This window comes from Novosphingobium sp. GW835-FHT14H07 (genome assembly GCF_058793515.1).
The window spans coordinates 21,868-41,158 of the sequence record NZ_JBXAFX010000004.1 but is presented as its reverse complement, the minus strand read 5'-3'; the positions used below and the strand labels follow the sequence as shown (position 1 = coordinate 41,158).

The following is a 19,291-nucleotide window of genomic DNA, read 5'->3' as shown; positions in this document are numbered from 1 at the left end:
GTATCACCCCTGATCTCCATGCCCTTCGGCCGTGCTGACCGGACAGGCGAGCCCGGGCAATTCGCCCTCGAGCCGCGCCACACGCTTGGCAAAGCTGCGGTGCGTTGGTGCGCGGAGGAATCCCAGCCAGTCCCCTTTGCCGAGACGGCGGAACAGGCCAAGGCCGCGCGCCGCGTCATACCCTGCGCAATGCATCAACCGCAGGCCGAGCGAGTCCGCAGCGTCTTCCATCCGGCGCCGTTCCGAGATGCCCCCGCCCTTGCGATGCTGCAGGGTGATGTGTGCCAGTTCATGGCCCGCCGCCAGCGCGATCTCATCGTCACTGCGGGCCATGGCGATCAGCCCGCTCGAGATCGCGACATTGTGCGAATCGCTATGCGCATCGACCCCGCGGTCGGTGACGAGCACCAGCCGTGCTGCGCAATGAAGCGCCGGGTCCACCATGACGTTCTTCACGCTGCCAGCCCGGCGCACCGTCAGCGCGATGGGGGCACCCGGCTTGCTTGCGGCCACTTCCTCAAGCAGCGCTTCAGCCACCAGCGATCCCGCCTGCCGACGCTTGGCGATGGTATCGACAGCCACGTCTCCTATGGCCAGGAGCTCGTCGCCAGCGCGCAATCCCGCATGGTCTGCCGGACCATCCTTGACCACTCCGACCAGCACCGGGTTTTCCCGCAGGCCCACGGTTCGCTCCAGCAGGGGCCAGTCCCGCCGGTCATAGGCGCGGCGGTCGTCGATCGTGACGCCGATGTCGGGAGCGGTGCGCGGGCAGCTCGCGCGGGCAGCGGTGCGCAGGCGCCATTCGATGCTGCCGAGCCGGATCATGTCGTCCCGCACACGGACGGGCCACGGCGGACCTGCCTGCGCAAGGAGCAGCGCGGCCGGCATCGGCACGGCCAGCATCGCTGCCAAGGCCAGCGCCCCTGCCGGCAGGCGCCATTTCGAGTTTCTCATCATGCAGGCCACCATTCCAGACGTCCTGCACTCCGGTCAATTCGGGATGTCGGAATCCAGGCTACGCCCCTGCCCGAGCGCCGGGCCGGCGAATTTCATATTGCATTGCACCATTTTGGAGTTGACGCTAGGCTTCGCTTGCGTGGCTGGCACGGGGCAGGGTCCTGCTTCCGTCAACTGCGGGGTTCGGCGTCGATAGACCGCGGCTTGCCGGTCCCTTCACCTCACCGACATATTCCTGTTCCTTTCGGGAGATTACGTTGAAAATTGCGATTCTCGGACTCGGTTATGTCGGATGCACGGCAGCAGGCTGCATCGCCAGCCAGGGGCACCACGTCATCGGGATCGACGTGAATCCCGGCAAGGTCGAAACGCTCAATTCGGGCCGCTCGCCGGTCTACGAACCGGGACTGGACGATCTCATCGGCAAGGCGCGCGCCGAAGGTCGGCTCGAAGCCGTGACCGAGATCGGCGACAAGCTTGACGATTGCGATATCGCCATCGTCTGCGTCGGCACGCCGAGCGGCGTCGATGGCGCTCACAACATGAGCTTCATCGTGCAGGTCACCCGGGCCATCGCCTCGGCCATCAAGCCCGATCGCACCACGCCGCTGACAGTCGTCTATCGTTCGACCATGCGACCGGGCACCACCGAGCAGATGATCCTGCCGATCTTCCGCTCGCTGATCGGCGAGGCCTGCGACACGCTGATCGAACTGGTCTACAATCCCGAATTCCTGCGTGAAGCGACTGCGATCGAGGATTACTTCAATCCGCCCAAGATCGTGCTGGGAACGATCGACGGCGAGCCTTCGCACAAGATGGTCGCCCTGCATGAAGGCATCGAGGCACCGATCTTCCATGTCGGCATCCGCGAGGCCGAGATCACCAAGTTCGTCGACAACACCTGGCACGCGGTCAAGGTTGCCTTTGCCAACGAGGTCGGCCGGGTCTGTCAGAATCTCGGGATTTCGGCGCGTCAGGTCCATCAGATCTTCGTCTCGGACACCAAGCTGAACATCTCGGCCTATTACACCCGCCCTGGCGGTCCCTTCGGCGGCTCGTGCCTGCCCAAGGACGTGCGCGCACTGCAGCATATTGCGGCCGATACCGGTGCTCAGACCCACCTCGTCGATTCCCTGCTGCGCAGCAACGATGCGCACAAGCACCATCAGTTCCTGCAGGTCACGCAGGGGCTTGAGCCGGGATCGCGGGTGCTGCTGGTCGGCCTGTCGTTCAAGGCCGATACCGACGACCTGCGTGAAAGCCCGGCCGTGGACATGGCGCGCAAGCTGCTCGATGCCGGCTACGCCCTCGATGTCTACGATCCGCAGTTGAAGCCCGAAAGCCTGGTCGGCCAGAACCTGGGCTATGCCTATGCGATCCTGCCATCGATCGATGGCCTGCTGGTCGACAAGGCGACGGCGGAAACGCGCGATTATGGCGTCGTGGTTGCCACAAACCGGCTCATCAAGGATCTCGACCTTGGCGACCGTCGAATCGTGGACGTGAGCGCGATTGCATGAATGCGGTAGCTGCACCGTCCGATTTCGAGTTTCCGACCGAAATCCCGGGCTTGCCGCTCAAAGGCAAGAAGGTCCTCATCGTCGTGGAGAACCTGCCGCTGCCGTTCGATCGGCGCGTCTGGCAGGAGGCCCGCACGCTCAAGGCGGCAGGGGCGCTGGTGTCGATCATCTGCCCGACCGGCAAGGGCTTCGAAAAGCGGTTCGAAGTGATCGATGGCATCGAGATCCATCGCCATCCGCTGCCGCTGGAGGCCAGCGGCGCACTGGGTTTCCTGCTCGAATATGGTGCGGCGCTGTTCTGGGAAACGGTGCTCGCGTGGAAGATCTTCTTCAAGCGCGGGATAGACGTGATCCAGGGCTGCAACCCGCCAGACCTGATCTTCCTTGTCGCGTTGCCCTTCAAGCTGTTCGGCGTGAAGTACATCTTCGACCATCACGACATCAATCCGGAGCTTTACGAAGCCAAGTTCGACAAGCGCGGCTTCTTCTGGAAGCTTATGGTCCTGTTCGAGCGGCTGACCTTCAAGTCTGCCGACGTATCGATGGCCACCAACCACTCCTACCGCAAGATCGCGATAGAGCGGGGCGGCATGGATCCAGACAAGGTCTTCGTGGTTCGCTCCGGCCCCGATCTCAGCCGCCTGAAGCGCGTGCCGCCGGTGGAAAGCTGGAAGAACGGGCGCAAGTATCTGGTCGGTTACGTTGGCGTCATGGGCGATCAGGAAGGCATCGACCTGCTGATCGATGCGGTTGACCACATCGTGCGCGGCATGGGGCGCGAAGACGTCCAGTTCTGTCTCGTCGGTGGCGGGCCTAGCCTTGCCAAGCTCAAGGCGCTGGTCGCCGAAAAGGGTCTGTCGGACTTCATCACCTTCACCGGTCGCGCGCCTGACCAGGACCTGTTCGAAGTGCTTTCGACCATGGACGTCGGCGTGAATCCGGATCGCGTCAATGCGATGAACGACAAGTCGACCATGAACAAGATCATGGAATACATGAGCCTCGAAAAGGCCATGGTGCAGTTCGACGTGACCGAAGGGCGCTTTTCGGCGCAGGAAGCCTCACTTTATGCGCGCGCCAACGATCCGGTAGACATGGCCGAGAAGATCATCGAACTGATCGAGGATCCGGCGCGCCGCGCGCAGATGGGCGCATTCGGCCGTCGGCGCGTTGAGACCGAACTCAACTGGGGCCACCAGATCGAACCGCTGCTCAAGGCCTATTGCACGGCGCTCAGGATAGAGCGCTAAGCCTGGTCCGGCACGCACGCTGGCGAAAGCGGGCGTGCCGGACGGGTTACTGCAAGCGGCTTGCCGCCACCCGCGCCATTGCCCGCCGCCTCAGGTAGTCGGCCTCCACGTCCGAACCTTCGGCTTGTCCTGACAGAACACCCAGCGCCGCGCCCAAGCCATGCGCGGCGAGTTCTCCCAGCGCGGCGTCGGTGTCCTGTCCCAGTTCGGCCGCCAATGTCTTGAGCACGCGCGCCATCTCGGCGAACTCCACTTCGCTTTCCCACGCCGCCTTGCATTCCTCGCGGCGAACGAAGCTGTCGCGCATTTCGAAGCCCATGGCCATTCTCCTCTCGCGGCGGACCAACCCGCCATGCGGAAAAGCTGTCAGGCCTCGGCAAACTCTCGCTTAACCGACCGCAGCGCACCTTGCCGGAACCGCGCAATGGTTAAGCGGTAAGATTCCTGTCAGCCGAGTCTTACCGGAGAGGGATCGCCACGCTCCTCGATCAGCTTTGCCCGCGCATTCGCCCGGCAGCGCAGGTAGTCGGCCTCGACATCGCGCCCGGCCAGTTGGGCAAGGTGACTGAGCGCTCGGCCGAGCCCGCGTTCGGCAAGCACGCCCAGCATCGGTTCCACCGGCACGGCGAGTTCAGCGGCCAGCGCCTTCAACGCCCGCACCATTTCGGCGAATTCGAACTCCGTTAGCCTTGCGGATTCGTATTCTTCCTTGCGCAACAGGGCCTTGCCGAGGTCAAAGGTCATGGGCCAACTCCTCCATGCAGGATATGGCTCTTGAGATCAGTTGGACAAGCCGCCGCATCCTTGCATAGACGACGGCAACTCGGGGGATAGACGGTGACGGCAATTGCGCCCGCGATGGGCACGACGGAAGTGTTCCTGATCGCGCTGACGATCATCCTCGCCGTACCCTATCTGGTCTGGCGCCTGCTGCGAACCGACTACTGGGCGCCGCTCGTCGTCGTGCAGATCATCGGGGGCATCCTGCTTGGCCCTGGCGTGCTCGGCGCAGCCTTTCCCGAATACTACGCCTTCGTCTTCAATCCGCAGGTCATCGGCTCGCTGAACGGCATCGCCTGGTGGGCGGTGATGATGTTCGTCTTCGCGGCAGGGCTTGAGCTTGACCTGACCGATGCCTGGGCCAATCGCCGCGAAACCGCGATCACCGCTGCGGGCGCACTGATCACGCCGCTGCTGTTCGGCGCGGCTGCTGCCGCATGGCTCCTGCAGACGCCGGGCTGGATCGGCCCCAAGGGCAGCTATGCGCAAGTCGTCCTCGGCATCGGCATGGCCTGCGCCGTCACTGCCCTGCCGATCCTCGTCCTGCTGATGGAAAAGCTTGGGCTGTTCCGCGAACCCTTGGGCCAGCGCATCCTGCGCTATGCCAGCCTTGATGACGTGGCCATCTGGGGCGTCCTCGCGCTGATCCTGGTCGATTGGGAGCGCGTCGGGCGTCAGGGCATCTTCCTTGCGGCCTTCGCCGTTGCCTCGTGGGCCGTGCGGGCCCTGTTCCGCCGTCTGTCGGAAAACGATCGCTGGTACGTCTCGCTGATCTGGCTTGCCATGGTCGGCTTTGCGGCGGACTGGTCCGGCCTGCACTTCATGGTCGGCGCGTTTCTTGCCGGTGCCGTGCTCGATGCGCAGTGGTTCACGCGCGAGCGGCTCGATGGCTTCCGCCAGTTCCTGCTGCTTGCCGTCATGCCGGTGTTCTTCCTCTCGACGGGTCTGCGCACCAAGTGGGACGTCGGCGGCCTTGCCGTGTTTGGCGCCGCCTTCTTGTTCCTCGTCGCCTCGGTCGCGGGCAAGCTTGTCGGCGTGCGCATCGCCGGACGCCTGCTCGGCTGGGCCAGGGGCGAGGCCTCGATCATCGGCTGGCTGCTGCAGACCAAAGCGCTGATCATGATCATCTTCGTCAACGTCCTGCTCGACAAGGGCATCGTCACCAACGAGACCTTCACCGCCTTGCTGCTGATGGCGGTGATGAGCACGATGCTGACCGTCCCGCTGGTCACGCCCAAGCTGAAGGCGCTGACTTCGCCAACGGTCCATTAACGCCGTCGCGCTAAGCATCGGCGGCATGGAAGCCGTCGATCTCCTCATGGCGGGCGTTGCCGCACTCGTGCTCGGCCTGTGCTGGTGCCTCTACCGCGGCGTCACGCTGCTCACTGGCTCGCAGGTCGCCGTCGCCCATGTCTGGCGCGGCGGATACAGCGATCTCGAGCAGCTGGACGACTTCGTTCACATACAGCAGTCAATCGGCACCCTGCGCGGGTTCGACATCCGCGATGGCGAGGGCAAGCGCTGGATCGAGGACGAGGTCGTCTTCGAAACAGCCGAGGGCACCCGCGTCCATGCCATGGTCGGTCGGCAGGTGCAGCGCTCGTGGAAGCCGTCCAGCGTGTTCCGCATCTGGTATTGCCGTGATGATCCGCAGCGCGTCACCGCCTATGGCCCGGGATACTGGTTCACGATGGCCCTGCTAACCTTCGCTGCGCTCTATGCCACGTTCGCCTGGGGCATAGACTGGGCGCGCACTGGGCAGCCCCCGCAATGGCTGTTCGATCTTTCGGCCGCCGAAGTCTCGCACAAGTAAGAGTGGCGCAGGCGCGCAATCTCGCTTCTCCTGTCGCAAAATACCGGAGAGGCCCTGCATGTCCGTCATCGATCCCGTCACCCGCCTGATCGCCATCGAGGAAATCAAGCAGCTCAAGGCGCGCTATTTCCGCTGCATGGACACCAAGGACTACGCCGGCCTGCGCTCAGTCTTCGCCGATGACGCCGTGTTCGATGCCTCCTGCTCGCTCTCGATCGAACCGGCCGAGGACGCCGAGAACTGGACGCATTCGGGCGGCGACGCGATCGCCGCCTTCGTCGAGGCCGCCGTCGCCCCCTTGCGCACCGTCCACCACGGCCACTGCCACGAAATCGAACTGCTCTCCGAAAGCGAAGCGCGTGGCGTGATCGCCATGGAGGACCAGATCTGGGACGCCGACGGCAAGCTTTTCCTCCACGGCATGGGCCACTACCACGAAACCTACCGCAAGGAGGCAGGCGGCTGGAAGATCGTGACGAGCCGCATAAGCCGCCTGCATGTGATCGTCGGCGAGTAACCTGGGCGCATCCGGCGTGGAATGACTGCGCCCGATCTGCCATAGCGCTGGCGTGAACATCGCCGACACCGCATTCCCGGAATCCGAAATCCTCGACCGTCTCCACGCCGTATTCGGCTTTAACGCCTTTCGCGGCGTGCAAGCGGACGTGGTCGAGCGCGTGCTGGCGGGTCGCTCGACACTCGCCGTCATGCCTACCGGTGCGGGCAAGTCGCTGACCTATCAGCTGCCAGCCGTCATGCTGCCGGGCACCTGCGTGGTCGTCTCGCCGCTGATCGCGCTGATGCATGACCAGCTGCGCAGTGCCACCGCCAACGGAATCCGCGCCGCCACGTTGACCAGCGTCGACATGGACCGGGGCCAGACCATCGACCGGTTCCTGTCGGGCGATCTCGATCTGCTCTACGTTGCCCCCGAACGGGCCAGCCAGCCGCACTTCCTCGAGATGCTCACCCGTGGCCGCGTCGCCATGTTCGCCATCGATGAGGCGCACTGCGTCTCCGAGTGGGGCCACGACTTCCGCCCCGATTACCGCCTCCTGCGTCCGCTGATGGACGCCTTCCCGGACGTGCCGCGCCTGGCACTCACTGCCACTGCCGACCGCCACACCCGCGCCGACATCCTCTCCCAGCTCGGCATCCCGGAAGAGGGCCTGATCGTTGCCGGATTTGACCGGCCCAACATCCGCTACGCCATCACGGCGCGCGACAATCCCTTGCGCCAGCTGATGACGGTCATCGCCGAAAACCCCGGCCCCGGCATCGTCTATGCCCCCACCCGCGCGCAGGTGGAAAAGCTCAGCCAGCAGTTGCAGGCCAGCGGCCGCCCCGTCCTGCCCTATCACGCCGGGCTCGATCCGCAGGTCCGCGCCGACAATCAGGCGCGCTTCGTCGCCTCCGAAGACATGGTCATGGTCGCCACGGTCGCCTTCGGCATGGGTATCGACAAGCCCGACGTGCGCTTCGTTGCCCACGCCGCATGCCCGAAATCGATCGAAAGCTATTACCAGGAAACCGGCCGTGCCGGGCGCGATGGCGATCCTTCCGTGGCAGTCATGCTGTGGGGCGCGGAAGACTTCATGCGCGCCCGCCAGCGCCTCGCCGAAGTCGAAGAGCACCGCCGCGCCGGCGAACGCACGCGGATCGATGCGCTCGCGTCCTTGGTCGAAACCCCGCACTGTCGCCGCGCCCTGCTGCTCCGCCACTTCGGCGAGAACCCGCCGCCGTCATGCGGCAATTGCGACAACTGCCTGGAAGCCCCGCGCGTCACCGACGCCACCGAGGTTGCCCGCAAGCTGCTCTCCGCCGTCTACCGCACCGGGCAGTCGTTTGGCTTCGGCTACGTCGAGAAAGTCCTCACGGGTGTTGCCGACGATCGCGTGACCCAGCGCGGGCACGACCAGCTTTCCGTGTTCGGCATCGTAACCAGCGATGAAGCCCCGCTGCTGCGCCCGCTCGCCCGCGCCCTGCAGGCAAGAGGTGCCCTGGTGGCCACGGAACACGGCGGCCTCGCGCTTGGCGGCGATGCCCGCGCCATCCTGAAGGGCGAAGCGGACGTGCCCCTCGTTCTCGTGCCGAAGAAGGAAGGCCGCTCAGGTCGCCGCCGCAGCGGTGCAGGGGCGGCACTGAACCCTGTGGGCGATCCCCTGTTCGATGCCCTGCGCAATCTTCGCCGCGATCTCGCGCGCGAAAATGGCGTGCCCCCTTACGTCATCTTCCACGATTCCGTCCTGCGCGAGATGGCAGCCACGCGCCCGGGCAGCCTCACCGAACTCGGCCAGATCGGCGGTGTCGGCTCGCGCAAGCTTGATGCCTATGGCGATCGTTTCCTCGAAGTGATCCGGCAGTGGTAAGCTGAAAGCAAAACCCCCTCCCGGTCAGGGGAGGGGGCATGCTCAGTTGATCGTGCCCGAGGCAATCGGCTCGGCCGGATCGTGCAGGGGCTGCCCCCGCGTCTTCCACAGCGAATAGGCCACGCCGCCTGCAATCAGCGCGAAAGTGACGCCAAGGCTGAGCACCGGCGGGAACTTGTCGCCGCCCAGCAGGAAGTCGGCGACGAAGATCTTCGAGCCGATGAACACCAGCACGGCGGCCAGCGCGTATTTGAGGTAGGCGAAGCGGTCGATCATCGCAGCCAGCGCAAAATAGAGCGCGCGCAGGCCGAGGATCGCCATGATGTTCGAGGTATAGACGATGAAGGTATCGGTCGTGATCGCAAAGATCGCCGGGACCGAATCCACCGCGAACACAAGGTCGGCAAGGTTGATGACCACCAGTGCCAGGAACAGCGGCGTAGCGGCGTTGACCATCTTGCCGGTCTTCTCGTCCGGCACCTTCACGAAGAAGTGCTGGTCTTGCAGCTCCTTGGTCACGCGCATGTGGCGGCTGATCCAGCGCACCGCGGGATTGTTGCCGATGTCCGGGTCATGGTCGTTGGCGAAGAACATCTTGATGCCGGTGAACACCAGGAACGCGGCAAAGATGTACAGAACCCAGTAGGCCTGTTCGACCAGCGCGGCGCCGCCTGCGATCATCGCGCCGCGCAGGAATATCACGGCGACGATGCCCCACAGCAGGGCACGGTACTGGTACTTGGGCGGAATGGCGAAGAACGTGAAGATCAGGCTGATCACGAAGACATTGTCGATCGACAGTGCCTTCTCGATGAAGAAGCCGGTGTAATACTTCATCCCCAGGTCCGCGCCCTTCTCGGCCCAGACCCACGCGCCGAACAGCAGCGCAATGGTGATGTAGAACGCCGTCAGCTTCAGCGATTCACCGATGCCCATGGCCTTGTCCTCCTTGTGGAGGACGCCAAGGTCAAACGCGGTCAGCGCCACGACAAGGCCGAGGAAGGCCAGCCAGAACCACGCAGGCGTGCCCAGCCAGTCTGCGAAAAGGAACTCCATCAGTCAGACTCCTTGTGCCCCCGCACGTCCCGCAATTGCCTCGGCAATGCTCGGGCCGCGGGGGCGTTCCTCTGTGTCAGACTGTTGCCAAGGACGCCGGAAAACCAGCGGCTTCGGGACGGCGCAGGAACAGCGCCGCAAGCCGCGCCTTCACGGCGTTCTTGAGGCTGCGCAGCCGCAGCGCATCAAGCGGGTCGCGCGCGATGCGCAGCGCCTCGTCCAGCTTCTGGTGGCGCTCCATGAGGCGGAAGTAACGATCGGACATGTCAAAGCTCCCTAGTCGAGCAATTGCTACGATCGGGAATGCCGAAGCCTGCGAGGCCAAAGTCCGAAAGGGAGGGGGAAGAGACCCGGACCCGCATGGCATCGGCATTACCCGATGCGGTCCGACATCACGAAGCGAACTGCCAGTATGGCCAGAACGCCGCGCCAGAGGGGCCCGGTCCGCTCCGCTAATGTGGAGTGATTCGGTCCGGATTGCAAGGGGGGTGTTTAAACCGACCCACCCCCAACCCCTCCCGCCTGCGGGAGGGGGAAACAGAAGCGCCTCCTGCCTGCGGGAGAGGGGATGCACAGGTCATTTCTTCCCCCTCCCGCCTGCGGGAGGGGCCGGGGGTGGGCAAGCAACGCTACGCCCCTCAGGAATCCAAAACCATTTGCACCTGCAACCGAATCTGATATTAATGTGATATCAGATTTAAGGGGAATCTCCGATGTCCGAGTCGAAGACGCATTCCGCCAGCACCGAAACCGGGGCCTGGTCGATCAGCGGCTATCTCATGTTGATCCTCATGGTCGTGCTGGTGATCCTCACCGCTGCACGGGTCCTCGGGTTTGCCAGCGGCAATCCGTCGGAAGATGCCGTGCCGGGCTTCATTGCCACGATTGCCGCGCTGCCGGTCGCCATCGTGTTCATGGCCTCGGGCTTCTACATGATCCAGCCCAATCAGGCCGCCGCGATCAACCTGTTCGGTTCCTATCGTGGCACGGACCGCAACCACGGGCTGCGCTGGGTCTGGCCGTGGATGACCAAGACCAAGATCTCGGTACGCGCCAACAACGTCGTCTCGGAAAAGCTCAAGGTCAACGACCTGCGCGGCAATCCGATCGAGATTGCCGCAAACGTCGTCTGGCGCGTATCCGATACTGCGCAGGCCCTGTTCGACGTCGATGACTACAAGGCTTTCGTCTTCGTGCAGATCGAAAGCGCGGTGCGCTCGATCGGCTCGCGCTACCCGTATGACGATATCGAGCACCACGAAGTCACGCTGCGCGGCCATCACGATCAGATCAACGCCGAACTGCGCACCGAACTCAACGCGCGACTGGTGCTTGCAGGCATCACGGTTGACGAATGCGGTCTTACCCACCTTGCCTATGCACCTGAAATTGCAGGAGCCATGCTTCGTCGCCAGCAGGCCGAAGCGGTAATCTCGGCGCGCAAGAAGCTGGTCGAAGGCGCCGTGTCGATGGTGGAAATGGCGCTGACCCAGCTTTCGGAAAAGAACGTGGTCGAGCTGGACGACGAACGCCGCGCAGCGATGGTCTCGAACCTGATGGTCGTGCTCTGTGGCGAGCGCGATACCCAGCCGGTCGTCAACACCGGCACGCTCTACCAGTAAGGCGTTCGGAATGGCGCCGAGTCCAAAGAAGGCCTTTCCGTTGCGCATCGATCCGGCGCTCTTCGCCGCGATCGAGCGCACGGCCTCGGCCGACTTGCGCTCGGCCAATGCCCAGATCGAAGTGCTGCTGCGCGAGGCCCTGACCCGGCGCGGCGTGAAGCTCGCCGCGGCCGAGCCGGTCAAGCGCGGGCGGCCGCCGAAAATCGACACGGAGAACAGCGATGGTTGATGCCCGCTACACCACCCGGCCGCCTAAGTCCCAACCGCCCGCCACCGACGACGGCGCATGGTTCGCGCCCAAGCGCTTTGGCTATGGCGCGGGCTTGCCGCTGCGTTGGCAGGGCTGGGCCCTGATCGGTGGCTATATCGCTCTGCTGCCGCTGGTGAAGCTGCTGGATGACAGTGGCGACGGCCGATTGCGCACGCTGGGCTTCGCACTTTTCATCGTCGCCACGGCAATCGTGTTCTCGGTCTCCGCCAGGCGCACGCGCGGCGGTTGGAAGTGGCGCTGGGGCAGGAAGGATTGATCCTGTAACTTCGGGCAGGTCCCCGGTTCCTGCGGGAACGCAAGGGCCTGTCAATCATTCCGCGCTACCCCGGCATTCGAAATCGCCGGGGAACAGATATGCGCATGATGAACCCGTTCGCCTCCAGAGAGCGCCGCCACCGTGGCCAGCGCCTTGCCGTCTTCCTCCTCGGGATCGCGGTGATTGCAACGATTCCGGCCACCGCGCTGCTCGCGCAGGGCCAGCGCTCGCCATACACGGTGGTCGAGACCGGCCGCAGCTATGCCGCGCTCCAGCAGGCGGTGAACGCCATCGGCGAAGGCACCGGCACGATCCGCATCGAACCCGGCGTCTATCGCGATTGCGCGGTGCAGCAGGCGGGCGACATCGGCTTCGTCGCGCAAGTGCCGGGGCAGACGGTGTTCGACGGCGCGGCATGCGAGGGCAAGGCGGTCATCGTCGCGCGCGGACGCTCGACCACGGTCGAAGGCCTGATCTTCCAGAACATCCGCGTGCCCGATGCCAATGGCTCGGGCATCCGGCTGGAACGCGGCAACCTCACCGTGCGCCAGTCATGGTTCCGCGACAGCGAGCAGGGCATCCTCTCCGCCGACGACCCCGCCGGCGCAGTTCTCATTGAAAAATCAACCTTTTCGCGTCTTGGCCGGTGCGATCGCGGCCTCTCCTGCGCCCACTCTGTCTATTTCGGCGATTATGGCAGCGTCACCATCCGCCGCAGCCGCTTCGAAGCGGGGCGCGGCGGGCACTATGTGAAAAGCCGCGCCGGCCGCGTCGAAGTCACGCAGTCGAGCTTTGACGATACCGCCGGAAAAACAACCAATTACATGATCGACCTGCCCGCAGGCGCGACCGGGCGCATTGCCGACAATGTCTTCGTCCAAGGACTCGACAAGGAAAACTACAGCGCCTTCATCGCCATCGCCGCCGAGGGCAAGGCACACCCTGCGACCGGCCTCGCCATTGTTGGAAATGATGCGCGGTTCGCGCCGGGGGTGAGTCGTTCGTCTGCCTTCGTCGCGGACTGGTCGGGCGACAAGCTGGCGCTCGGGGCGAACACACTTGGGGCGGGCCTCAGCCGCTTCGAGTCCCGCTAGAGTCGCGCCGAGTTGGGGTGGAGTTGCCCCTCTGCCCTTAAGAGTCTAACTGGAGTTGGAATGCTGAGCGCACCCCTCCTGAAGCTGGGCGGACGGCTCTGGGCGCTCCTACTTGCCCTCACTGTCCTGACCCACGCGCTTGTCCCCTTCGAGGCACCCGTGACCGTGCGTCACGGCTCGGCCTTCAGTGCGGCAACGGTGGACATGGCGGTGGCACCGCGCAAAGCCGCGCAGATTCAACGCGCTGTCGTGCCGATGGCGCCACCGCCGCCGGTCGTCCTTGCGCCAAGGCTGGCCCCGGTGCCGCTCGTCCAGCACGAAGGCTTCTGGCCCCCGCAAACCGCGCCGCCTGCACCGCAGCCGCTCGCGCTGCTGCCAGCACCCAGGGCACCGCCACTTTCCTGACCTGAGCCCCGCGCCCCTCGGGCGCAGTTCAAACGCATGTCAGGAATCCCACAATGTCAAACACTTCCACGATTGCGAAAGCAGTCGACTCTCGCCGCGCCCACGTCGAGGCGCTCCTCGCCGCCTACCCCGACGTCACGCCGGACGAGCGGCAACTCATGGTCAACTGGTTCCGCTCCGAAGCCAGCGCGCTGGACGTCGCTCTCGTCGCCAGCAACCCCGCTGCCGAGCGTGGCTACCGGCTCTTTCGCTCTGAAAACGTGGACAAGTTCACCGTCAAGGACATGGGCCATGCCCTCCTGTTCGCGGTGATTATCGCGGCTGCGGTGCTGCTGATCGCGTGGCGCGCTTTCTAACGCAGCAGATGACCGGTCCGATCTCGCTTCGTATCGAGATAGCGCTGGTTGTGGGGGTTGGCGGGGAGCTGGTGTGCCAGACGCTCCGTCACCTCCACTCCAAGTGCCTGCAATGTCGCCACTTTCTGCGGATTGTTGGTCAGCAGGCGGATCGAACGCACGCCGAGCAAGTCGAGCATCCGCGCCGCCACCGGGAAGTCGCGCGCCTCGCTCGGCAGGCCGAGGCGTTCGTTGGCGTCGACCGTGTCGAAGCCCTGGTCCTGCAGCTCATAGGCGCGGAGCTTGTTGATCAGGCCAATGCCGCGGCCTTCCTGCCGCAGGTAGAGCAGCACGCCCCAGCCGCCCGCATTGGCTTCCTCGGCCATGCGGGCAAGGGCGGCATCAAGCTGCGGGCCGCAATCGCACTTGAGGCTGCCGAGAATGTCGCCGGTCAGGCATTCGCTGTGCAGCCGCACCACCGGCTCACGCTCGCTGGTTTGCGTACCGATCACCAGCGCCACATGCTCGCGCAAGTCATCCCGCGCGCGAAATGCCACGATTTCAGCATGCTCACAGGCGTGGACGGGCAGGCGGGCGCGGGCCTGAATGGTGAGGTTGAGCGGGTCCTTGAACGCCGCAAGATCGGCCGTCGATACCTCCGCCGCGATTTCGACGCCCGTCGAGATCAGGAAAGCGGGCAGGATCCCTGCCAGACGGGCCAGTTCCATGGCGGCAACGGCCGCATCATGCGCCTCGATCGGATCGGCCTTGAAGGGCCCGCGCAACGGGCTGCCAAGGTCCTGCGCCGGATCGGCCAGATTGCGTGCAGAGCCAAGGCTGAATGGTTCGGCGCCATGGATCATAACCGGCGCTTCCGGCACGGCGGCGTCGCGCTGGTTGGCGAGCTTCAGCGTCGCCGCGCGGGCGGCGGAAATGAGCAGGCGCGCGGCATAGATGCCGGGTTGGGCGAAAGCGGTTTCGGCAGGCAGCAGGTCGAGCGCGCCGTCCGCGCCGGTCACGCGGATCGCCCAGCCGTGGCGCAGCGCGTCGAGCGCTTTTGCTACATTCCGGCTTTCGCTCACAGATCCAGCTCGGTGATCAGCGGGATGTGATCCGAAGGCTGCTCCCACTTGCGCGTCTCTTCGACGAAGCGGTGCGAGCGCGTCTGCGCGGCAGCCTCGGGCGAGGCCCACATGTGGTCAAGCCGGCGGCCCTGGTCCTTGGCACGCCAGTACGAGCGGTAGGACCACCACGAATAGTTGCGTTCCGGCGCGGGGATGTGCTTGCGGCCAAGATCGACCCAGCCATGCGCATCGGCAAAGCGCTGCAGCGTCTCTACCTCGATTGGCGTGTGACTGACGACCTTGAGCAGCGCCTTGTGGTCGTAGACGTCGCATTCCAGCGGCGCGATGTTGAAATCGCCGGTGATCAGCGTCGGCCGCTCGATCTTCTCGGCCCAGCGGGTCATGCGCTCGAGGAAGTCGAGCTTCTGGCCGAATTTGGGGTTCACCTCGCGGTCTGCCACGTCGCCGCCTGCGGGGATATAGACGTTCTCGATGATCAGGCCGTTGCCCGGCCCCAGCAGCTCGACGCCGATATGCCGCGCCTCGCCATTGTCCTGCCAGTCATGCTTGCTGAAATCGCGGAAGGGGATGCGGCTGACCGTGGCGACGCCGTGATAGCCCTTCTGCCCATGGACCGCGCGGTGGGTGTAGCCGAGCTTCTCGAACACCTCGTGCGGGAACAGGCTTTCCGGCGTCTTGATCTCCTGGAGGCACAGTACGTCGGGCGATTCCTGCAGGAGAAAGCGTTCGACCTGATCGGCGCGCAAGCGCACCGAGTTGATGTTCCATGTGGCAACCGAGATCATGGCGCTGCTTTAGGGTTGCGGGGGGGCGATTGCTAGATGGGATGTGGGGAACTGGTCTTCTCTGCGCGGTCCTAAGCCGAAACCATGCCGTGTTTCGGCAGCAGCTTCAGAGGAATACACCTTGCCTATACGCGATTTTCGCATCGCCTTTTGGCTTCGTGGAGCGCTCGGTTATCTCAACATGGGGCATATGATCTGCCCGCGTCGCCAAGAGTCCGATAAGGGTTTCGCGTTCTAGACCCTTACAAGATCGAACTTCGACGTGAATCTGCCAACGGAAATCCGTCCCATAATGCCGCACACCAATTTCGCTGCCAAAGACCTGCTCGCAAGCGCTCTTTATGAACGCGAGGGTTTCAGCTGAAAGATCAGCAGGCGTTTTTGGTTTTTGGGCTTGGGAAGCGATAGGCATGGGATTCAAGCCGCTTCTTGTAACCGCCGCACGACCGGCTGCACATGCTGCCGCGCACGCCAAAGATCGTAGCTTGCCTGCATTGCCAGCCATGCCCGCGCCGTGCTGGCGCCTGCCTGCTCCAGCCGCAGGGCTAGATCGGGGCTGATCCCGGTCTTGCCGTTCAGCACGCGCGAGAGGGCGACGCGCGACATCGCGAGGCGGCTGGCGGCTTTCGTGACGGATAGATTCAGCGCTTCGATCACTTCATCGCGAAGCAGTTCTCCGGGATGGGGAGGGTTATGCATCATCGTCATGACCTCAATGGTAATCCTGATAATCGACGAGTTCGGCGTCTGCCCTGATTATGCCCAAGATGAGGCCCAATGCCGACAATTCATTGATGGGTGCACGGTCTGGGCTTCAGATGAAGCGCAATGCCCTCCTGTTCTGCCGGAATTATGTCCCCGATGTCGCAGCCGTTGACTTCGGCGGGCGCGGCAACGATTGAGCCAACCGCACCTGCTTGCGTCTTGGCAGAAACAGCTATGCCCGCGGTTCGACCCAGATATCTGTGCTGACCGACGCCAATGCTGGTGATCTGCGCCATTACAGGATCGCCCTTTCTACTATCTATCCCCAACGGGTTGCTCGGGAACAGCAAGACCAAGGGCGCTAACAGCGCAAGCGGAAGCAGATATTGTATGTGCCACCGATACCGCAGGTTGATGTATATCGACCGCAACAGGTTCATACGACAAATATGCAGCGACAGGCTGTGTCAGCAAGCGAATTACATCGCGGAATGCTTCATTGAGCCAAGAAACAAAACCCTCGGACCGGGGGCATTGGTCCGAGGGTTCCATTTGCGTTCGTCACGCTTGACGCTGCGGTCTCCAGGAGACCGGGCAACAGGGGGGAAACCCGCCTCGACCGCCTCGTCGAAAATCGTTCTAGGCCCGTTTCGCTTGCGCCCCGATGAACGGGGGCTGCAGGTTTGTCGCAGCTTGTCGCAGGGGGTGAACGGTTGATGGGTAAGGCGACGATCTGGGGCGACGGGTGGTGCCGGCTTCTGTCAGGATGCAAACGCGTCCCCGCGCAGGCGGGGACCTTGTTGGGGTTACGAAACGTCCGCGCAAGCCGATGAAGGCCCCCCGCCTTCGCGGGGGAGCAGGTTTTACAAGTGAGTCGGCTCAGCGCGTCACGGGGCGGCGCGGGTCGGTCCAGCGGAAGGTGCTGTCGTTCACCGCCACGCCGTACTGGTGGCCCGAAAGGCGCACCGTGGTGCGCTTGTTCTGCGAATCGAGCGCAACCCACGAATCGAGCTGCAGGCCACCCGGTGCATTGCCGTTACGGACAAAGATCATGGTGATCGTGCCGTATTCGGGGTGCTTGGGATCGCGCACTTGCAGGCTGATCACGCCCGGATCGCCGGTTGGCAGCTGCTTGGCGAAGCGCGCGACGTCCTTGTTGGGATCGAGCAGTGCGCCCAAGGGGCTGTTCTTGATCGGCCAGCGCTGAACCTGGCGGACCTCGTAGTCGATCATGGTGAGCGCCCTGCCGTCACCCACGATCAGCAGCGGCACGCCCTTCTGGTACTGGAAGCGGATCTTGCCGGGCTGCTTCATCGTCAGCACGCCCGAAACGCTCTGGCCCGAACGGTCGGTCTGCGTGAAGTTTGCGCGCAGCGTCGAAATGCCGCGCAGCGCAGAGACCGCGCGGTCGATGTCCGAGGCCTGTGCCTGCGCCACAGTCGGCGCGAGAAGCGTTGCGGGCGTGGCCGCAGCGAAGGCAAGCGAAAGGGCCGCCAAAGGACGGCCCATTTTGCGAGTCGAGAAGATTGTGTTGTTCATCGCCGTTCCTTGCAGTGTCGGCGTTGAACTCGCCGTGAACCGTCCCGGTTCCGAAAATGGCGGGACGGGCTTCACGGGTAAAGCGCAGATGCGCTGATTACTTGATCTTCGCTTCCTTGAACTCGACGTGCTTGCGCACGACCGGATCATACTTGCGGAAGGTCATCTTCTCGGTCGTGTTGCGGGGATTCTTCTTGGTCACGTAGAAGAAGCCGGTGTCAGCGGTCGAGACCAGACGGATCTTGACGGTGGTGGGCTTTGCCATGGCTCTATCCTGAACTTTCGCGCGCGAATCTGAAAACGAATGTGGCGGCGCGTTTCCACGCCGCCGTCACAGGGTGGGGCCGTTGGGGGAGAATCAGGGCAAAGTCAAGCGAGGAGAGACTGTCAGCGATATTTGCCGGATGGGAGCTACCGTGCTAATAGTTGCAGACGAAACCAGATTGAGAGACGATGAGCACTGCCAACCTTCCCACGGATTTTTCGCGACTGCCCGATCTGCCGAAAGGGGTCTACACCGCGCCGCTCAAACGTCCAGCGCGAGTCGGGGAGGATTGGCTGGAGCCCGCCCAGCGGCGCTATGCTTCCGAGGAGCACGCAATCTGGGACGAACTCTATGCCCGTCAGATGGAGGTGCTGCCGGGGCGGGCTTGCAGTGCGTTCCTGCGCGGACTGGAGCGGCTGGACCTCAGCCGGGGTGGCGTGCCGGACTTCGGCCGCCTGTCCGAGGAACTCGGCGCGCTGACCGGCTGGAGCGTGGTGCCGGTGCCGATGCTGATCCCGGATCACGTGTTCTTCTGGCACCTGGCTAACCGGCGCTTCCCGGCAGGCAACTTCATCCGCACGCGCGAGGCTTTCGATTATATCCAGGAGCCCGATGTCTTCCACGACGTGTTCGGCCACGTCCCGATGCTGACCGACCCGACATATGCCGATTACATGCAGGAGTACGGCCGCGCCGGATGGAAAGCGATGCGCCACAACCGGCTCAAGTCGCTCGGTGCGCTCTATTGGTATACGGTGGAATTCGGGCTGGTGATGGAGGACGGCATGCCGAAGGTCTACGGCGCCGGCATTCTTTCGGGACCGGCAGAAGCCGTATTCGCGCTTGAAGGGCAATCGCCCAACCGGATCATGCTCAATGTCGACCGCGTCATGCGCACCGATTACGTGATCGATGATCTGCAGCCGACCTACTTCGTGATCGAGAGCTTCGCGGACCTCTATCACCAGACCGTGGAGCGCGACTTCGACCGGCTCTATCGCGGCCTCGGCGCCGGGTTCACTTATGCCAACACCGCGGTGATCGACGTCGATGACGTCCTCCATAGAGGCACGCTCGAGTATCACTTGCGCGGCGGGCGCGGTTCGGGCGCGACGCCTGTCTAGGTCGCACGCCGTCTAGCAGACAGCAAAAAGCCCGGCGCCTTCCAGGGTGCGCCGGGC

The 19,291-nt window shown here is 64.0% G+C and carries 24 protein-coding genes; 13 read left to right on the top strand and 11 right to left on the bottom strand.

Annotated features, from left to right (window positions below; translation table 11 throughout):
* Positions 1–3: 3 nt before the first annotated feature.
* On the bottom strand, positions 4–954 hold the full coding sequence (locus AC1Q5P_RS05170; RefSeq protein ID WP_492518325.1) for a M48 family metalloprotease: 951 nt from the start codon (positions 952–954) through the stop codon (positions 4–6).
* A gap of 260 nt (positions 955–1,214) precedes the next feature.
* On the opposite strand from AC1Q5P_RS05170, the gene AC1Q5P_RS05165 reads away from it, so the two are divergent.
* Both AC1Q5P_RS05165 and AC1Q5P_RS05160 read left to right on the top strand, forming a co-directional pair.
* Positions 1,215–2,480: a nucleotide sugar dehydrogenase gene (locus AC1Q5P_RS05165; RefSeq protein ID WP_492518324.1), complete on the top strand. Its 1,266-nt coding sequence runs from the start codon at positions 1,215–1,217 to the stop codon at positions 2,478–2,480.
* On the top strand, positions 2,477–3,730 hold the full coding sequence (locus AC1Q5P_RS05160; RefSeq protein WP_492518323.1) for a glycosyltransferase family 4 protein: 1,254 nt from the start codon (positions 2,477–2,479) through the stop codon (positions 3,728–3,730). Before AC1Q5P_RS05165 ends, AC1Q5P_RS05160 begins: the two co-directional genes overlap by 4 nt.
* Before the next feature lie 46 nt (positions 3,731–3,776).
* Here AC1Q5P_RS05160 and AC1Q5P_RS05155 read toward each other — a convergent pair whose 3' ends face one another.
* Both AC1Q5P_RS05155 and AC1Q5P_RS05150 read right to left on the bottom strand, forming a co-directional pair.
* Positions 3,777–4,055, bottom strand: a complete 279-nt coding sequence (locus tag AC1Q5P_RS05155) for a hypothetical protein (protein ID WP_492518322.1) — start codon at positions 4,053–4,055, stop codon at positions 3,777–3,779.
* 122 nt (positions 4,056–4,177) lie between these two features.
* Positions 4,178–4,474 (bottom strand): hypothetical protein, encoded by a 297-nt coding sequence (locus AC1Q5P_RS05150; RefSeq protein WP_492478622.1) that lies wholly within the window; start codon positions 4,472–4,474, stop codon positions 4,178–4,180.
* Between the two features lie 114 nt (positions 4,475–4,588).
* Between AC1Q5P_RS05150 and AC1Q5P_RS05145 the strand changes: the two genes are divergently transcribed.
* Genes AC1Q5P_RS05145 through recQ form a run of 4 tightly spaced genes read left to right on the top strand, consistent with a single transcriptional unit; the run spans position 4,589 to position 8,692 of the window.
* Positions 4,589–5,782: a cation:proton antiporter gene (locus AC1Q5P_RS05145; protein WP_492518488.1), complete on the top strand. Its 1,194-nt coding sequence runs from the start codon at positions 4,589–4,591 to the stop codon at positions 5,780–5,782.
* Positions 5,783–5,807: 25 nt separating this feature from the next.
* Positions 5,808–6,323 (top strand): hypothetical protein, encoded by a 516-nt coding sequence (locus tag AC1Q5P_RS05140; RefSeq protein ID WP_492518321.1) that lies wholly within the window; start codon positions 5,808–5,810, stop codon positions 6,321–6,323.
* A 58-nt stretch (positions 6,324–6,381) separates the two neighbouring features.
* Positions 6,382–6,840, top strand: coding sequence for a nuclear transport factor 2 family protein (locus tag AC1Q5P_RS05135; protein ID WP_492518320.1), 459 nt, complete (start codon positions 6,382–6,384; stop codon positions 6,838–6,840).
* A gap of 52 nt (positions 6,841–6,892) precedes the next feature.
* Complete coding sequence (gene recQ / locus AC1Q5P_RS05130; protein ID WP_492518319.1) at positions 6,893–8,692, top strand: DNA helicase RecQ; 1,800 nt, start codon at positions 6,893–6,895, stop codon at positions 8,690–8,692.
* Positions 8,693–8,734: 42 nt separating this feature from the next.
* Here the strand turns inward: recQ and AC1Q5P_RS05125 are convergent, their stop codons facing one another.
* Both AC1Q5P_RS05125 and AC1Q5P_RS05120 read right to left on the bottom strand, forming a co-directional pair.
* Positions 8,735–9,748: a TerC family protein gene (locus AC1Q5P_RS05125; protein WP_492518318.1), complete on the bottom strand. Its 1,014-nt coding sequence runs from the start codon at positions 9,746–9,748 to the stop codon at positions 8,735–8,737.
* A gap of 76 nt (positions 9,749–9,824) precedes the next feature.
* Positions 9,825–10,013, bottom strand: a complete 189-nt coding sequence (locus AC1Q5P_RS05120; protein WP_492518317.1) for a DUF465 domain-containing protein — start codon at positions 10,011–10,013, stop codon at positions 9,825–9,827.
* 448 nt (positions 10,014–10,461) lie between these two features.
* Here AC1Q5P_RS05120 and AC1Q5P_RS05115 point away from each other — a divergent pair, with 448 nt between their 5' ends.
* The 6 genes from AC1Q5P_RS05115 to AC1Q5P_RS05090 all read left to right on the top strand — a co-directional run bounded on the left by AC1Q5P_RS05115 (position 10,462) and on the right by AC1Q5P_RS05090 (position 13,752).
* Entirely contained in the window at positions 10,462–11,370 is a 909-nt protein-coding gene (locus AC1Q5P_RS05115) for an SPFH domain-containing protein (protein WP_039337218.1), read from the top strand.
* A 10-nt stretch (positions 11,371–11,380) separates the two neighbouring features.
* On the top strand, positions 11,381–11,599 hold the full coding sequence (locus tag AC1Q5P_RS05110; protein WP_039337216.1) for a type II toxin-antitoxin system antitoxin: 219 nt from the start codon (positions 11,381–11,383) through the stop codon (positions 11,597–11,599).
* Positions 11,592–11,897 (top strand): hypothetical protein, encoded by a 306-nt coding sequence (locus AC1Q5P_RS05105; RefSeq protein ID WP_039337214.1) that lies wholly within the window; start codon positions 11,592–11,594, stop codon positions 11,895–11,897. Before AC1Q5P_RS05110 ends, AC1Q5P_RS05105 begins: the two co-directional genes overlap by 8 nt.
* Before the next feature lie 98 nt (positions 11,898–11,995).
* The gene (locus AC1Q5P_RS05100) at positions 11,996–12,991 is read left to right on the top strand and encodes a right-handed parallel beta-helix repeat-containing protein (protein WP_082734471.1); all 996 of its coding nucleotides are present in this window, start codon (positions 11,996–11,998) and stop codon (positions 12,989–12,991) included.
* A gap of 60 nt (positions 12,992–13,051) precedes the next feature.
* The gene (locus AC1Q5P_RS05095) at positions 13,052–13,396 is read left to right on the top strand and encodes a hypothetical protein (RefSeq protein ID WP_039337211.1); all 345 of its coding nucleotides are present in this window, start codon (positions 13,052–13,054) and stop codon (positions 13,394–13,396) included.
* Positions 13,397–13,449: 53 nt separating this feature from the next.
* Positions 13,450–13,752: a hypothetical protein gene (locus AC1Q5P_RS05090; protein WP_492518316.1), complete on the top strand. Its 303-nt coding sequence runs from the start codon at positions 13,450–13,452 to the stop codon at positions 13,750–13,752.
* On the opposite strand, the gene ribA is transcribed toward AC1Q5P_RS05090, so the two are convergent.
* The 6 genes from ribA to rpmG all read right to left on the bottom strand — a co-directional run bounded on the left by ribA (position 13,749) and on the right by rpmG (position 18,110).
* Positions 13,749–14,813 (bottom strand): GTP cyclohydrolase II, encoded by a 1,065-nt coding sequence (gene ribA, locus AC1Q5P_RS05085; protein ID WP_062343459.1) that lies wholly within the window; start codon positions 14,811–14,813, stop codon positions 13,749–13,751. The two genes, AC1Q5P_RS05090 and ribA, sit on opposite strands and share 4 nt — an antisense overlap.
* Entirely contained in the window at positions 14,810–15,601 is a 792-nt protein-coding gene (locus tag AC1Q5P_RS05080) for an exodeoxyribonuclease III (RefSeq protein ID WP_062343458.1), read from the bottom strand. Before AC1Q5P_RS05080 ends, ribA begins: the two co-directional genes overlap by 4 nt.
* A gap of 417 nt (positions 15,602–16,018) precedes the next feature.
* Positions 16,019–16,309, bottom strand: a complete 291-nt coding sequence (locus tag AC1Q5P_RS05075; RefSeq protein WP_492518315.1) for a HigA family addiction module antitoxin — start codon at positions 16,307–16,309, stop codon at positions 16,019–16,021.
* A gap of 80 nt (positions 16,310–16,389) precedes the next feature.
* Complete coding sequence (locus AC1Q5P_RS05070; RefSeq protein WP_492477243.1) at positions 16,390–16,602, bottom strand: hypothetical protein; 213 nt, start codon at positions 16,600–16,602, stop codon at positions 16,390–16,392.
* 583 nt (positions 16,603–17,185) lie between these two features.
* Positions 17,186–17,845: a LolA family protein gene (locus tag AC1Q5P_RS05065; protein ID WP_052242642.1), complete on the bottom strand. Its 660-nt coding sequence runs from the start codon at positions 17,843–17,845 to the stop codon at positions 17,186–17,188.
* Between the two features lie 97 nt (positions 17,846–17,942).
* Positions 17,943–18,110 (bottom strand): 50S ribosomal protein L33, encoded by a 168-nt coding sequence (gene rpmG, locus AC1Q5P_RS05060; protein ID WP_011446825.1) that lies wholly within the window; start codon positions 18,108–18,110, stop codon positions 17,943–17,945.
* Between the two features lie 188 nt (positions 18,111–18,298).
* On the opposite strand from rpmG, the gene phhA reads away from it, so the two are divergent.
* Positions 18,299–19,234: a phenylalanine 4-monooxygenase gene (phhA, locus tag AC1Q5P_RS05055; protein WP_039337203.1), complete on the top strand. Its 936-nt coding sequence runs from the start codon at positions 18,299–18,301 to the stop codon at positions 19,232–19,234.
* The last annotated feature ends 57 nt before the right edge of the window (positions 19,235–19,291 follow it).

What these genes read in the sequence shown, in the direction of transcription:
- AC1Q5P_RS05105 (WP_039337214.1), top strand. Translation starts at nt 11,592, where the DNA reads ATGGTTGATGCCCGCTACACCACCCGGCCGCCTAAGTCCCAACCGCCC.
- AC1Q5P_RS05065 (WP_052242642.1), bottom strand. Translation starts at nt 17,845, where the DNA reads ATGAACAACACAATCTTCTCGACTCGCAAAATGGGCCGTCCTTTGGCG.
- AC1Q5P_RS05075 (WP_492518315.1), bottom strand. Translation starts at nt 16,309, where the DNA reads ATGACGATGATGCATAACCCTCCCCATCCCGGAGAACTGCTTCGCGAT.
- AC1Q5P_RS05120 (WP_492518317.1), bottom strand. Translation starts at nt 10,013, where the DNA reads ATGTCCGATCGTTACTTCCGCCTCATGGAGCGCCACCAGAAGCTGGAC.
- AC1Q5P_RS05155 (WP_492518322.1), bottom strand. Translation starts at nt 4,055, where the DNA reads ATGGCCATGGGCTTCGAAATGCGCGACAGCTTCGTTCGCCGCGAGGAA.
- AC1Q5P_RS05080 (WP_062343458.1), bottom strand. Translation starts at nt 15,601, where the DNA reads ATGATCTCGGTTGCCACATGGAACATCAACTCGGTGCGCTTGCGCGCC.
- AC1Q5P_RS05160 (WP_492518323.1), top strand. Translation starts at nt 2,477, where the DNA reads ATGAATGCGGTAGCTGCACCGTCCGATTTCGAGTTTCCGACCGAAATC.
- AC1Q5P_RS05100 (WP_082734471.1), top strand. Translation starts at nt 11,996, where the DNA reads ATGCGCATGATGAACCCGTTCGCCTCCAGAGAGCGCCGCCACCGTGGC.
- AC1Q5P_RS05115 (WP_039337218.1), top strand. Translation starts at nt 10,462, where the DNA reads ATGTCCGAGTCGAAGACGCATTCCGCCAGCACCGAAACCGGGGCCTGG.
- AC1Q5P_RS05125 (WP_492518318.1), bottom strand. Translation starts at nt 9,748, where the DNA reads ATGGAGTTCCTTTTCGCAGACTGGCTGGGCACGCCTGCGTGGTTCTGG.
- AC1Q5P_RS05150 (WP_492478622.1), bottom strand. Translation starts at nt 4,474, where the DNA reads ATGACCTTTGACCTCGGCAAGGCCCTGTTGCGCAAGGAAGAATACGAA.
- AC1Q5P_RS05090 (WP_492518316.1), top strand. Translation starts at nt 13,450, where the DNA reads ATGTCAAACACTTCCACGATTGCGAAAGCAGTCGACTCTCGCCGCGCC.
- AC1Q5P_RS05170 (WP_492518325.1), bottom strand. Translation starts at nt 954, where the DNA reads ATGAGAAACTCGAAATGGCGCCTGCCGGCAGGGGCGCTGGCCTTGGCA.
- AC1Q5P_RS05145 (WP_492518488.1), top strand. Translation starts at nt 4,589, where the DNA reads ATGGGCACGACGGAAGTGTTCCTGATCGCGCTGACGATCATCCTCGCC.
- AC1Q5P_RS05140 (WP_492518321.1), top strand. Translation starts at nt 5,808, where the DNA reads ATGGAAGCCGTCGATCTCCTCATGGCGGGCGTTGCCGCACTCGTGCTC.
- AC1Q5P_RS05135 (WP_492518320.1), top strand. Translation starts at nt 6,382, where the DNA reads ATGTCCGTCATCGATCCCGTCACCCGCCTGATCGCCATCGAGGAAATC.
- phhA (WP_039337203.1), top strand. Translation starts at nt 18,299, where the DNA reads ATGAGCACTGCCAACCTTCCCACGGATTTTTCGCGACTGCCCGATCTG.
- AC1Q5P_RS05070 (WP_492477243.1), bottom strand. Translation starts at nt 16,602, where the DNA reads ATGGCGCAGATCACCAGCATTGGCGTCGGTCAGCACAGATATCTGGGT.
- AC1Q5P_RS05110 (WP_039337216.1), top strand. Translation starts at nt 11,381, where the DNA reads ATGGCGCCGAGTCCAAAGAAGGCCTTTCCGTTGCGCATCGATCCGGCG.
- AC1Q5P_RS05095 (WP_039337211.1), top strand. Translation starts at nt 13,052, where the DNA reads ATGCTGAGCGCACCCCTCCTGAAGCTGGGCGGACGGCTCTGGGCGCTC.
- rpmG (WP_011446825.1), bottom strand. Translation starts at nt 18,110, where the DNA reads ATGGCAAAGCCCACCACCGTCAAGATCCGTCTGGTCTCGACCGCTGAC.